Consider the following 12,918-nt stretch of genomic DNA (forward strand, 5'->3'; position numbering starts at 1 on the left):
AGGATGGACGGCTCAACGGAGCCGTCGGAACCTAGACGGGCATCGGCTCTCAGCAGCGAGTCAGGTCTCCTCTCTGCGTAGGTGTCGAGAGGCTCCTTAGGCAGTGCGGGTTTTCGGGCCTTGGGGGCCTTGCTGTGTGTTGATGCCACGGCCGCCGCCGGCGGGTTGCCTGGTTCCGGTCGGCATTGAGTCTGGCCTGCGCTGCTTCCCGGTCTGCAATATCGTCAAGCATCTTAGCCATGGCCTCCCGGCTTCTGCGGAATCGCAAGTAGCGCCTGCTTCCTCGGTCTGCTGCGCGGGCCGGAGGTTGTCGGCTTCCACGTCGCGGCGCCGACTTTGTCTTCGAGTTCGGCTTCTGCGTGAAACTGAGCGGCCCTGATGTTTTCGCTGGAGCCTGCCAGGCGTTCGTCCTGCCCTGAATCCTTGCGCGTTCTGCCACTGTTCCCGTCGTGCCTTCTATCGCGGCGGCTCCCGGTCTGTCCCCGGCGCTAACCGAAACCTAGATTCCGTCTGGGGGAAGCGCCTTGGCGGTGTGAATGCCGGCAGTGTCAACGATCCGGTTGAAGGAATTCGAGGGCACATCGTCCACAGGGTCGTCGCTGACCTCACCGGTACGCAGGCGCTCCACCTGTGCCTCATTGGGCACGACCGTGAGCCTGAAGGCCCGGTTCCGGAGAAGTTGAACGACAATCCTACCCACGGCCCCTGCCGCTCCGACCACCAAAAATCCGATGTCCTGCGGCGGGGGCCAAACTCCTCTACAGCCTTGAGTGCAGTAACTCTGACACGGGCAACTGGGCAAGCACGGTCGGTTCATTGCCCTCGGGGACCGGGGTTATGGTCGAAGCTGGCGAACGCCATACTACGACCAGGCGCCTCGGGCGGTGTTGCCATGTTGGGCATGCCCAGCACCGAGTGGCTTCGGCGGGCCCACCGTTTCTGCATCCAGTCCCCCGACCTGCCGACCAGGTACCAGCCCAAAATGAAGGGATAGCCGCCGCTTAGCGGAACGATAGCCGTTACGGATCTTTCAGTCGGCAGGATTGATGGCCGATGCCTCGAATCGAATAAGTACCATGCCGGGGCCAGGTACTGGTGTGGGCAGGTCGCGGAGATTGATCTCACCGGGCGTCAAGTTGCACGGTAAGCATTGCTGCCTTTCGTGGAAGGGGTGAAGCGAAACGGGGATCCGATGGTCGTCAAGCGCAGGCCTTCGCGGGACGGCCCATGAAGCTCCCAGGCCATTGGGGACTCTCGTCAACCATCACTGGTGGAGACGCCAACGGTGGCGAACGTTGCTTGTATCTGTTAGCGGTTTAGCAGGTTGCCCTAAAAGTCGTCACCTGTCAAACTGGTGATATGAAACATTCATTTGTCTGCGGCAATCCGGCCCTCGATTTCGCTGGAACATTTGGCTCACGGCTTGGGGTGCCTGTCGAACTGTTCCCGTCACCGGAGAGTCTGGACTCCTGGTTCCGAGAGTCCGGGATCGTGGACGGGGACACTAAATTTCGACCGGCAGACCATGAAAAGGCAATCCGGATACGGGATGCCATCTACTCACTCGTCCACGCCAAGATGACCGGGAGTGCCTACGACGGGGACGCTCTTTCCATCGTGAACGATGCGGCCCGCACACCGCCCGTCCTTCAGCAGCTCACACCGGACGGTCGACAGACCGAAGCGACCCCGGCCCAGGCGCTGTCGACAGTGGCACGTCACGCCATCGAGCTCCTCAGCGGACCCGACGCGCCGCTGCTCAAGAAGTGCGCGAACCACGAGTGCAGCCGCATCTACATCGATCGGTCCCGGGGAGAACGTCGGGAGTGGTGCGCTATGGACCCGTGCGGCAACAGGATGAAAGCGGCCGCCTATCGTGCCCGAAAACGAGAAGAGAAGCTGGTTCCTGCGGCCGGCAAATAGCGGCCACGCTTCAGCGGAGGAAGCACCGAAGCTAAGGCACCGACGCAAAGGGATCCGAAACGCTTCCTGCGCTCGGTGGCGAGCCGGGCGAGGATGGATCGGGCTGAACCGACGATGGAGCGATCAAATCCGGTACCCGCCCAGAGGGTAACCCGATGGGTATCACCCGCCCGGGCTGCCGCGGCCCGCAGGACGGGTCAGGTGATGAATTTCCGTATCCGAAGGCGCCCCGAGGTCGTGCTGCCTCGTGAAGTCGTTATACGGGCCTCCGCGCTTACCTCCCGGAGAAGGCCTTCGTGACGGCCCGTCGTAGACGCAGCAGAGGAGAGGGCGGCCCGATGCACCGCTTCCGTCACAGCTTCGTCTGCCCGCAGGAACGGGGTGCCGGCCTGGACTGCCACCGCATGTGAAAGACACGACGGCGGGGCTAGTTCGAATGAGACGTCGAGACTGTTTTGCCAATCCAGCCCTACCTTCTGACTTCCAACTTTAGTAGTTAGAAGACTCGGGCTTACTACAAATGTGTCAGGATGCCCTATGCCGTCATGGGCCCCTGCCACTCCCGGCGTTGCCGTCGACGGGCATGCGAGATCCACCAACGGTCCGAACGGCTTGGTCACCTCCTTGACAGGTGACAGTAGAGCATGCCAATATCGTTACCAGTTGAACCGGTGACGCCGAAGCCTACACAGTTCCTGTCCGCCGCCCGCCGCCCACTATCGAATACCATGAGGACCCGAAATGACCGTTGTATCTGAGAGACTTGTCAACGCCGCTGTTGACACCGCTAGCGTCCGCAGCCAGGTCAGCGTCCCGCTGCTCTTCCCAGATGGCTTCACGGTTGCAGCTGACGTGCTGACTTTCCATGGGCTGACTGACGGCAAGGAGCACCTGGTGCTTGCCCTGGGCGAGTGGGAACGGGCGCTCCAGCAGGGGCCGGAGCATCCGGCACCGCTGGTCCGGCTGCACAGCGAATGCCTGACCGGAGACGTGTTCGGCAGCCAGCGCTGCGACTGCGGGCCGCAGCTGCGCGAAGGGGTGCAGGAGATCGCGGCAACCGGTGGGTTCCTGCTCTACCTGCGCCAGGAAGGCCGGGGCATCGGCCTGTACCCCAAGCTTGATGCCTACGCCCTGCAGGACGCCGGCCTGGACACCTATGAAGCCAACGTGGCCCTGGGCCACGGCGAGGACGAGCGCGACTACACTGCTGCTGCCCAGATGCTGAGCACACTGGGGGCCACGTCAGTCCGCCTGCTGAGCAACAACCCGGACAAAACGGCGCAGCTCACCGCCCTGGGCATCGACGTCACCGAGCAGATCCCCACTGGACTGCACCTGTCTCCAGCCAACCACCGCTACCTCGCCGCCAAGCGCGACCACACCGCGCACACGCTGAACCTCCCCACCTCGGCCTAACGCGACAGGACCCCCGCATGATGATCTTCCTGGACGGCCTCGCCTGCGCCGTCAACCTCAGCCCTGCACCCCTTAGCGGTTACCCCAGACCATGAGGAAATGCTCGCCCGTGCAGACGCCCTCATTCTCCGCTTGCGGGAGCGGACGGAGGAAACCGAGCGGCTCCGCCGCATTCCGGGCACCACCATGGAGGACATTAATCGGGAGGGACGCCCACCGGCATCCCTCCGCCGGATTCAGCGCTTCGTAAGCGTTCTGCTCAACACCCAACCCTGGCCGTGGACGCGATACTGGTGCACGCAGGCCGCAGCCCCCTCGGCCGCCGCTCCTTGGCCTCACCATCCCCGCCTTCTAACCAGCTAGGCATGCAAGGGAACCGGGTTTCTCCTCCCCCGCGCCGACCGGCAGGACGTTATCGACTGGATCACCTCCAAGACCGGACGCGAGTTCAAAGGATCGTCATCGAAGCACTCGCCAGGCATTAGGCAGTTGCCCAACAGGCCCTTTGGGTGCCGCACGGGTGAAAAACCCAGCTGCGGGCGAGGCGGCGGCGGACGGGACGCCGAATTGCCCCGCGACCGGCACTTGCCGCGACCCCGCGGGCGTGAACGCGCTCCCTCCCCAAGCAGTCCCACCGTCTCCGGCCCAGTTCCACGTATTCCGGCTTCAGCAGAGCAGTCGTGTTGCCTCCGCAGTCCACTGCCGTGCATTAGTCCACTGCCATGCATTCAGCTCCTCGCGATCCGCGGCCGGAATCCCAGCAAGGAATTGCCAGCAGTCGCTGGCGGCAATAAGCAGGTACCAACCGGTACAGCCCCATCCATCTCGACCAACAACAGGAGAACATCATGACCCTGCAGACCGAACACACTGCGACCCGCGAGGGCGCCGCAACACTCACCAACAGCACCGCCACGCTCACCACCAGGGCACCGCGCGGCGGCAGCTACGTCACCGTGCCCGGAAACCGGGACGACGCACCCGGCACCGAGGGGGCCTACGTCTCGCTGCCCGGCGGGCATTCCGGCAACGGGGAAAAAGTCCGGGGCCGGTACGTGACGCTTCACACCACGCCCCTGGACGAGACCGAAGGCAGCTACACCCGCCGCGGCTAGGCTGCCGGGAGCCTCCAGCAGGACGGAGGACGACGGCGGGAGCTGAGTGCCGCCGTCGTCCTCCTCTTTGTACTTTCAGCTTTTGTCCAGCGATGTTGCGCAGGCTCGAAGGCCACCAGCCCGCGCCGGGGCGATCGCAGGGCCCCCCGGTGGTGGGGGCCGCCCGATGTTGAAACCGGCGATGGAAACGGAAGGAGGGCAACGTGCTGATTGTGCTGACAGGTATCGACGGCTCCGGCAAGACGTCCGCCGCCAAGGCGCTGGCGTCGTCGTCCCTTGCCGACGGCAAAAATGCACTGCTTCTGAGCAATTACGCCGGCCGGCGCCGGATGTCGCTGCTCGCCGCCCGGTTCGGCGTGCAGCTTCCGCCGCGGCTGGCCGACGCCGTCGAAACCACCATCCGTGTTGCCAACGTCCTGATCTCCCATGTCCGGGCCCGGCGCTTCCGCGGCCTGACGGTGATGGACCGCCACCTGCACTGCCAGCTGGCACTGCGGGAGGCCAGGGGCCTGCCGCGCGGCCGCCTACTCCCCTGGCTTCTGCGGAAGCTGCCGACTCCTGACCTCGTGATTCACCTCGACATCGACCCGCAGCAGGCCCATGACAGAATCGTGGCTCGCGGCACCGATGAGGAATCCCTGGCCGATCTCACCTCGCTGCGGGACGCCTACCGTTCCCTTCCCGAGTTCGCTGACTTCACTATTGTTAACGCCGGTGCCCCCGAGCACGAGGTCCTCGCGGGGCTGAAACGGGTCATCGCCGCAGCGGAAGAAGCGCGCCTCAGCAGCGCCAAGCTCAAGGTTTAATCAAGAAGCTGCGCCGCGGCAGGGAACCGCCCTTTCAGCGCGGTTCCTAATTGCCTAGCAACTTGCTGTGCTACTGCCGCTAGCCTGCCTTATGTAGCGCTCGACTTATCCGCCAGTAATTACAGAGCGGGCCCCAAGACTGAAATGTCGGTCGTTTGGCGGCCTCTGGAATTGGTGATTTTTCGGCGTTAGAATTGCGAGGTGCGGCGCGGCATTGAGGCGTCTGAACTTAATAAACGAGGGCCAATTACCATTTCGGCGCACAAGCAGCTCAGACGAGATATAGCCCTCAATTTTTTGCTTCTCTGAGCAGGGGCTCGCCTCCCTCCGATTGTGGGGCGGGCCTTGAGAACAGAGGGACTGGCTGTCAAAAGCAAGTACAGCCTTCTGATTCCCCGCAACTTTGCCCTAAAAACAGGGGCCACTGCGCTGTGAGGTGCGGCCCTCAATGCAGCATCTGAACAGAGGGGCTCTCTCTTACGAAAGCACATGCTCCGCGCCGTCCAGACCACGACGCCGGAAGCTGATAACAAGGAAATGCCCCATGTCTGTATCAACCGAAAAGTCCACGGTTCGGCCATTTACTTTCGAGTTTTCGGACGCGGAACTTGAGGACCTGCGTGCGCGGATCAGAGCCACGCGCTGGCCCGAGAGGGAGACGGTCCAGGATCAGTCCCAAGGCCCGCAGCTCGCGACGATGCAGGAGGTCGCGCGTTATTGGGCGTCAGATTATGACTGGCGCAAGATCGAGGCGACGCTGAAGGCTTTGCCGCATTTCATCACGGAGATCGACGGGCTCGACATCCACTTCATTCACGTTCGTTCCAAGCATGAAGACGCCCTGCCGCTCATCGTTACCCACGGATGGCCTGGATCGGTCATCGAGCAGCTGAAAATCGTCGAGCCGCTCACCGACCCCACCGCACATGGCGGCGACGCATCGGACGCTTTCCACGTTGTCATTCCATCGATGCCCGGTTACGGGTTCTCGGGCAAGCCAACCACGAAAGGCTGGGGATCAGACCACATCGCAGGCGCCCAGATCGAGCTGATGAAGCGGCTTGGATACACGCGGTATGTGGCCCAGGGCGGTGACTGGGGTGCGCTCATCGTGGACCTGATGGCCGTGCAGGCGCCTCCGGAACTTGTCGGCATCCACACCAACATGCCCGGGGTCGTTCCACCAGACGTCTATCAGTCGCTCGCTCAGGGCAATCCGCTGCCGGAGGGCCTCTCATTCTCGAACGAGGAACAGGAGACGATCGAACAGCTGAAATTCCTGTTCAGCCACGTCTACTACGCCTACATCATGGCCACGCGGCCGCAGTCGCTGATGGCACTCACGGATTCACCAGTCGGTCTGGCGGCGTTCCTGATGGACCATGATGCGGCCAGCTTGGCCATGATCTCCCGGTCTTTTGCAGGAGAGCCCGAAGGCCTCACGCGGGACGATTTCCTTGACAACACCACGCTCACGTGGCTGACTACGACGGCTGTTTCTTCGGGCCGCCTCTACGGGGAAAACACGTTCCCCTTCTTTGACGTCAAAGGAGTAACCATCCCTGTCGCGGTCAGCGTCTTTCCTGACGAGATATATACAGCCCCCAGAAGCTGGACAGAGCAGGCGTATCCTAACCTCATTCACTACAACAAGGTCGACAAGGGCGGGCACTTTGCGGCATGGGAGCAGCCGCAGATTTTCGTGGATGAGTTGCGCACAGGTTTCCGGTCGCTTCGCTAAATATCCGTGTTCCAGGGCGGGGTCTAGTTGCCCATGGCTTTGGGACGGGGCCGGGTGGCTCAACTCGGAGCCACTCGGCCTGCCGGGAATGACCGGGGTGGCAGCGACCGATCCAGAGGAAGGCGCCGGCGGCGGACGTTGATAAGCCGGTCAATGCAGGAAAGCGTGCCCTCCATTGCAGCCCTCAACGCAGCATCTGAACAGAGCGGCTCTCTCTTACGAAAGCACATGCTCCGCGCCGTCCAGACCACGACGCCGTAAGCTGATAAAGAGGATATTCCCATGTCTGTATTAACCGAAAAGTCCATGGTTCGGCCATTTACTTTCGAGTTTTCGGACGCGGAACTTGAGGACCTGCGTGCGAGGATCAGAGCCACGCGCTGGCCCGAGAGGGAGACGGTCCAGGATCTGTCCCAGGGCCCGCCCCTGGCGACGATGCAGGAGGTCGCGCGTTATTGGGCGTCAGATTATGACTGGCGCAAGACCGAGGCGACGCTGAAGGCTTTGCCGCATTTCATCACTGAGATCGACGGACTCGACATCCACTTCATCCATGTCCGATCCAAGCATGAAGATGCCCTGCCGCTCATCGTTACGCACGGATGGCCCTATTCGATTATCGGGCTGCTGAAAATCATCGGACCGCTCACTGATCCCACCGCACATGGTGCCGACGCATCGGACGCCTTCGACCTGGTCTTTCCGTCATTGCCCGGTTACGGGTTCTCGGGCAAGCCAACCACGACCGGCTGGGGACCCGAGCGCATCGCAACTGCCCAGATCGAGCTGATGAAGCGGCTTGGATACACGCGGTATGTGGCCCAGGGCGGTGACTGGGGTGCGATCATCACAGAACACATGGCCCTGCTGGCACCTCCGGAACTCGTTGGCATGCACTCCAACATGCCGGCGGTAGTTCCCCCCGACATCTACCAGGCACTCGCGTCCGGCAACCGGCTGCCGGAGGGTCCTGCACTCTCGGATGAGGAAAGCCACGCAGTTGAACAGCTGAGAAACGTTTTCGATCACGTCTACTACGCATACATAATGGCGTCGCGGCCGCAGGCGCTCATGGCACTCTCCGATTCACCTGTGGGTCTGGCAGCATTTCAGATGGACCTTGAGGAGCGCAGCTTGGAGATGATTTCCCGGGCCTTTGCCGGAGGGTCCGAAGGCCTCACGCGGGATGATGTCCTCGATAACGTCACGCTTTACTGGCTGACGAACACGGCGATTTCTTCCGCCCGCCTCTACGCTGAAAACCGGTCCCCTTTCTTCGCTGTCAAAGGCATCTCCATTCCGGTTGCCGTGAGCGTCTTTCCCGACGAGATATATACAGCCCCCAGAAGCTGGACAGAGCAGGGGTTTCCCAACCTCATCCACTACAACAAGGTCGATAAGGGCGGACACTACGCGCCTTGGGAGCAACCGAAAATCTTCGTAGAAGAAATGCGCAAAGGCTTCCGGTCTCTTCGCTAAATGCCCAAAACCAGGCAAAATCCCCTGCTGGACCCGGCCCGCCGGAGTGTACGGGCGTGCAGGTCATCAGAAGGCGTTTTGTGATTAGCGGGACGTGCTGATGATGAGGAGGTCCAAGTGATGCCCGATTCAAGAACGTCGTTGCCCGGCACCGGCGCGGTGACCTGCGATGCCGGACAACCACCTGAGGCCATACGGCCGGACCTGAGGTTTGTTGCGGTGAGCAGCTTACCCATTTCGGACTACGCGCTCCTCTCCACAGGCACTGACCCGGCCCTGGTCAACAGCGCCGGGTCCATTGAGTGACTGTGTTTTCCCCGGTTTGAAAGTCCCTCCGTTTTCGCGCGCATGCTGGGAGGTGGTGCAGGTCTGGGCGGCGAGTAGGGAAGCTTTCCTCTGTGCACATTCTGGCCCGCCCAAGTCTCGGCCCTGGCCGGCCAGAGTTCGCCAGGCCTTCAGCCACATCGGGCTTACCAACGCGGCATGGGCCATCTGCCGGGCGGAGAGACGCGCAAAACCCCAGGCCATGGGGCGACTACCCAACGAGCAGGTCCGGTTGACCTCTCTGCCTACGCCGAAGTCTCCGCTGCAAACACTGGAACGAGTACGAGCACCATCCTCCGGCGGTGGCCGGCTGCGGGACCGTTACCGCTGCTGCTGCACGAGTTCAGGGCCGTTGTAACTGACGGAGTTGATTTGGCCACTGCCAAATCAACTCCGTCAGGACGCGTTCCGTGGCCCAAGATGTCGTGGGCCGTCGTGGTCAGCACGGCGCAGCTGAGCAGCCTGACACTTTGATGTTCGGTCAGAATGCCCGGAACAGGTCCACTGGTGCCCGGCGTCGCCGCCGAGGTACAGCCCGCGGTCCTCGCAGCTGGCTTTCCAGTAAGCGGAGAGCCCGGCCGGTTTGGTTTCATTGACCGAGAGCACGACGCCGGTCTGTTCCCCGCCAGCGCCGCCGCGAGTTTTTGCCCCGCCCGCCGGCAGCGGGTGCGGCCAGCGTCCCGAAGCCCTTGCCCTGCTGCCAGCGGTCGATCAGGAAACCGCGGAGAAGCCAGACCGAGTCCTCGTTTGGCTAATCGGCCAAAGGCGCCGCTTCGGATTGAAGCGTCAGGACTCCCACCGCCCTGCCGTCGGTATCCACTGCAAACGGGTGCGGTCCCGTCTCCCAAGTGGGACATTGAGGCTAGCCTAAAGAGCGGGCGCAGACCGAGCTAAGCAAGCCATGCAGAGAAATATTTCCTGGCCTTGGCGAGCTTCGGGTTGATGATCACCTGGCAGTAGCCTTGTTCCGGGTACTTGGCGTAGTAGTCCTGGTGGACGTCATCCGCGACATGGAACGTCGACAGCTGGCTGACCTCGGTCACGATCGGGTGCGACCAGAGTGCCTGGTTACGCTCGATTGCTTCCTCAAAGAGGATTTTTTCCTCCGTCGTTTCGTAGAAAAACGAGGAGCGGTACTGCGTTCCGACGTCGTAGCCCTGGCGGTTGAGGGTCGTGGGGTCGTGGAGGGCGAAGAACATGTCCAGAATCACTGCCGCCGGGATTACATCCTCGTCGAACGTTACGGCCACCACCTCGGCATGGCCGGTGGTCCCGGAGGACAGGGAGTGGTAGTTGGGGTTGGGGTCATGGCCGCCGGTATAACCCGATACGACCGAGCTGACACCCTTGGTTTTCCGGTAGACGGCGTCGAGACACCAGAAGCAGCCTCCGCCGAGGACAAACGTTTTCATGCTCGCTCCATTCATGCTCTCGTTAATAGTTGAAGGCTCCGGTAGTTCCCGAATCCGGTGCCCGAAACGTGATCTATCAAGGTCGACGGAAAGCAGATCGGAAGTGTCGCTTTCCATGGGGCCGAACTTGGGTTTACTGGTGACGCTGTTGGATCGATCTCCCGATTGGCTGTAGGCAGACGGCCTGCGGGTATCCCCTTCAGCAGGTATCGAGTCAGCCTCAGGTCACAACTGGCTTCTGCCTCTGTCGGGCTTGAGCTTGTCCCGGGGAACTTCCGGGAAGTACTGACTACCTCTCTGGGCGTGGATGACATTGTCATGACGCTCGAGACAGCGCTTTCCTGAAGAGTTCAACAGATAGCCCTCCCGGTCAGATTCCGGACAGGCCGGGTCTTGCAGGCACTGGAGCCGGCTCGCTTAGTACACCGGGATCCGAGGACTCACACTTCTTCTCCTTGACGGAGCCAGCAGCGTCGTTGGAGGCAAGGAACAGGATTGCCGCAGTGATCTCCTCCGGCCCGCGGAGTGGGTGCCATAACGGGTCACGTATCCGACAACCAGCTTCTCGAACGAGTACCCAAGGGTCCGCTCGATCGCCAGAACACAACCGGGGGCATTGCTGCCCCCTGCGATCAGGCGGCAGTTGCTAGTCAATTTTCGAAACGTGGTAATGGCGTATCAGCCACAAACCCTCAACCTGCTGCAGGACAACCGTTAGATGTACCGGAACGATGATGCCCTCAGGACGAATGAAGACGACATCGACATAAGCGATGAGAGCATCATCCCCGAGCTGCCGGTGTTCCATAATCTGGAACTGGGGACGGACGCCCACGGGCTGCTTGTCGTAATACCTGACGATGCCAGGCCTGCCGATCGTGTGCTTCTTGTCGAAACCTTGGAACAGTGCATCCTGGGTGAAGTAGGAGGCAACTCGTTCTGGTTGGTGTCTTCGAATTCCGTCTGCCCACCCTTCCAGAACTTCAGTCAGAGTGGCAAGTCGCGCAATGCTGTTCATGGTGATCATCTTCCTTTTTCGCTTTGGCGAAGACGGGGCAGCCAGCAAGGTCTGACCCGCCAGCTCGCGCTCAGTTGCCGGCGCTCTAGAGGTACTGGGTGTTGTTGCGGAACGGGCCGGCCTTCCTGCCTCGGCTCAGGCTCAACACCGTCCTGCCCCTTGCGCAGCTGTCCAAACCTCTTCATCAGGTCGTGGACCTTGCCCTCATTGGCGCGGCGCGGTATTGCTGTGAGTGATTCAGCCAACATCAGGGTTCGGACAGGCAGCTGCCCCTGAGCGCGTTCCCCGCTTCGTTTTGAGGAGGCGCGTTGCGGATTCTCGGCCTGACGATTCGGCCTTACACTTTCGTGGCCACTTGGCGGATGGCGCAGCAGTCGTCTGTAGAAAGGGCAACATCTGGAGGGCATAGATGAACCCATCCGGGCAGGACGGACCGTCAAGGAAACGCTGGGTTCCTTCACCAAATGGCACCAAGGGAAGACCCAGTGCTGCAGGGACTGAGCAGTCCTTGACATTCGGTAATCCGGCACCAGCGGAGCCCACCACCGGGCCTGGTGATGGGCTCCGCAGGGCGGGCTGGCCGGGGAGCGCGAGTGAGCGTTTCGGGTGGGAGCCCGGAAGGTCCGCAGCACCTTGACCAGTTTCTCCGCGCCTTCCTAGACGGCGAATTGCGCCGGGATGATCCGGACCCGATGGTGTCGGTTCTAGGAACCGGAGCCGGTTCCGGCCCTGGTGGTTAGACGCGCCCGGGGAAGCGAGTGGTGATTTCCTGGAGGATGAACTCATTGCCCTCGGGATCGTTGAAAATCGCAAAGGAGAAGTAGCTGGCGCGCTCCGGAGCCAGGCCGGGAGTGCGCCCCTCGGTCTTGACGCTGGGGATGCCGCCCTCTGCCTCGTAGAAGACTTCGGTGATCTCGATACCACGGCCGGCGATGTCGGCGCGGGCCGCTTCAACGTCGTCAACGACCAAATAGGTGCCCCGCGTGGAGCCCGGTGCGGCATCGGTGAGGCCGTTGCTGATGATGATGGATGCCGGGGATCCAGTCGGGGTGTAGTGCACAACCCGGAAGCCGCCCTCACCCTGGATGTCGGCGTCGAGCCGCCAGTCAAACTTGTCGTAGAACGCCTTGGCGCGCTCCACATCGGAGACGGGCAGAACAATGAGTTCGAGCTTGTATTCCATTTCAATTCCTTACTGGGTTTGTGTGTTGGGTGGTGCGATGAGCTGGTGGGTTTCCGGCCGGAGGCCCGAGAGGGCTGTTTTATTCCGGATCTGAATGATCCTTGTCTTTGTCCCGGTAACAGCGACTACACTCTGGTTCGCCGGGACAAACGGTACGGAGAGGACGACGCCGCGGCGGTGGCGCGAATCATATCCGCCGTGATCTTTTTCAGCATGGCGGCCAGCGCGAACGCCCCCTGAGCCTGGAGGAAGTAATGCAGGATGTTCGACGGCAACTGGCCGTTGTACTCGATCGTTGAGGTCGACCTGAGTCGGCGTATCGAGGTAGGCCCAGAACAGTGCCGTAGCGATTGGTCGGCCGGCACGGTGTCTACTCCGCTATATGGGGAGAAGACACCGTAGCCAACGCAGCGGGCATCTATTTGGAGGGGCGCCCGTAGGTTTCGAGAAGCCGGAGCCAGATCTCGTTGACGGTGGGGTAGGCCGGTACGGCATGCCAGA

Annotated in this window: 10 protein-coding genes; 6 read left to right on the forward strand and 4 right to left on the reverse strand. The window is 61.8% G+C overall.

The genetic code is table 11. The features are described from left to right. Positions 1-499: 499 nt before the first annotated feature. Positions 500-646 carry a hypothetical protein gene (locus tag CXQ90_RS22495; RefSeq protein WP_181038630.1) on the reverse strand — a complete coding sequence of 49 codons (147 nt, stop codon included), beginning with the start codon at positions 644-646 and terminating at the stop codon, positions 500-502. Between the two features lie 713 nt (positions 647-1,359). Here CXQ90_RS22495 and CXQ90_RS19130 point away from each other — a divergent pair. The 6 genes from CXQ90_RS19130 (at position 1,360) to CXQ90_RS19155 (ending at position 8,480) form a co-directional block, all read left to right on the forward strand. After that, positions 1,360-1,923 carry an ABATE domain-containing protein gene (locus tag CXQ90_RS19130; RefSeq protein ID WP_104140936.1) on the forward strand — a complete coding sequence of 188 codons (564 nt, stop codon included), beginning with the start codon at positions 1,360-1,362 and terminating at the stop codon, positions 1,921-1,923. A 741-nt stretch (positions 1,924-2,664) separates the two neighbouring features. Continuing rightward, the gene (gene ribA, locus CXQ90_RS19135) at positions 2,665-3,339 is read left to right on the forward strand and encodes a GTP cyclohydrolase II (protein ID WP_104140937.1); all 675 of its coding nucleotides are present in this window, start codon (positions 2,665-2,667) and stop codon (positions 3,337-3,339) included. 848 nt (positions 3,340-4,187) lie between these two features. Further along, on the forward strand, positions 4,188-4,454 hold the full coding sequence (locus CXQ90_RS19140; RefSeq protein ID WP_104140938.1) for a hypothetical protein: 267 nt from the start codon (positions 4,188-4,190) through the stop codon (positions 4,452-4,454). Positions 4,455-4,657: 203 nt separating this feature from the next. After that, a complete protein-coding gene (locus tag CXQ90_RS19145) occupies positions 4,658-5,260 on the forward strand; it encodes an AAA family ATPase (RefSeq protein WP_104140939.1) in 603 nt (200 codons plus the stop codon). A gap of 544 nt (positions 5,261-5,804) precedes the next feature. Further along, positions 5,805-7,001, forward strand: coding sequence for an epoxide hydrolase family protein (locus tag CXQ90_RS19150; protein WP_104140940.1), 1,197 nt, complete (start codon positions 5,805-5,807; stop codon positions 6,999-7,001). Between the two features lie 282 nt (positions 7,002-7,283). Beyond that, complete coding sequence (locus tag CXQ90_RS19155; protein ID WP_104140941.1) at positions 7,284-8,480, forward strand: epoxide hydrolase family protein; 1,197 nt, start codon at positions 7,284-7,286, stop codon at positions 8,478-8,480. 1,214 nt (positions 8,481-9,694) lie between these two features. On the opposite strand, the gene msrA is transcribed toward CXQ90_RS19155, so the two are convergent. The 3 genes from msrA to CXQ90_RS19175 all read right to left on the reverse strand — a co-directional run bounded on the left by msrA (position 9,695) and on the right by CXQ90_RS19175 (position 12,417). Continuing rightward, the gene (gene msrA, locus CXQ90_RS19165; RefSeq protein ID WP_104140943.1) at positions 9,695-10,216 is read right to left on the reverse strand and encodes a peptide-methionine (S)-S-oxide reductase MsrA; all 522 of its coding nucleotides are present in this window, start codon (positions 10,214-10,216) and stop codon (positions 9,695-9,697) included. Positions 10,217-10,862: 646 nt separating this feature from the next. After that, positions 10,863-11,234 (reverse strand): SgcJ/EcaC family oxidoreductase, encoded by a 372-nt coding sequence (locus CXQ90_RS19170; RefSeq protein WP_181038631.1) that lies wholly within the window; start codon positions 11,232-11,234, stop codon positions 10,863-10,865. Between the two features lie 736 nt (positions 11,235-11,970). Beyond that, entirely contained in the window at positions 11,971-12,417 is a 447-nt protein-coding gene (locus CXQ90_RS19175; protein WP_104140945.1) for a VOC family protein, read from the reverse strand. Between the last annotated feature and the right edge of the window lie 501 nt (positions 12,418-12,918).

It is taken from the genome of Arthrobacter sp. ZGTC131 (genome assembly GCF_002929275.1).
In the GTDB taxonomy this organism is placed as follows: Bacteria; Actinomycetota; Actinomycetes; order Actinomycetales; family Micrococcaceae; genus Arthrobacter.

Bases quoted from the DNA above. Each gene is read 5' to 3' on its own strand.
- CXQ90_RS19130 (WP_104140936.1), top strand. From the start codon at position 1,360: ATGAAACATTCATTTGTCTGCGGCAATCCGGCCCTCGATTTCGCTGGA.
- ribA (WP_104140937.1), top strand. From the start codon at position 2,665: ATGACCGTTGTATCTGAGAGACTTGTCAACGCCGCTGTTGACACCGCT.
- CXQ90_RS19140 (WP_104140938.1), top strand. From the start codon at position 4,188: ATGACCCTGCAGACCGAACACACTGCGACCCGCGAGGGCGCCGCAACA.
- CXQ90_RS19150 (WP_104140940.1), top strand. From the start codon at position 5,805: ATGTCTGTATCAACCGAAAAGTCCACGGTTCGGCCATTTACTTTCGAG.
- CXQ90_RS19155 (WP_104140941.1), top strand. From the start codon at position 7,284: ATGTCTGTATTAACCGAAAAGTCCATGGTTCGGCCATTTACTTTCGAG.
- msrA (WP_104140943.1), bottom strand. From the start codon at position 10,216: ATGAAAACGTTTGTCCTCGGCGGAGGCTGCTTCTGGTGTCTCGACGCC.
- CXQ90_RS19170 (WP_181038631.1), bottom strand. From the start codon at position 11,234: ATGAACAGCATTGCGCGACTTGCCACTCTGACTGAAGTTCTGGAAGGG.
- CXQ90_RS19175 (WP_104140945.1), bottom strand. From the start codon at position 12,417: ATGGAATACAAGCTCGAACTCATTGTTCTGCCCGTCTCCGATGTGGAG.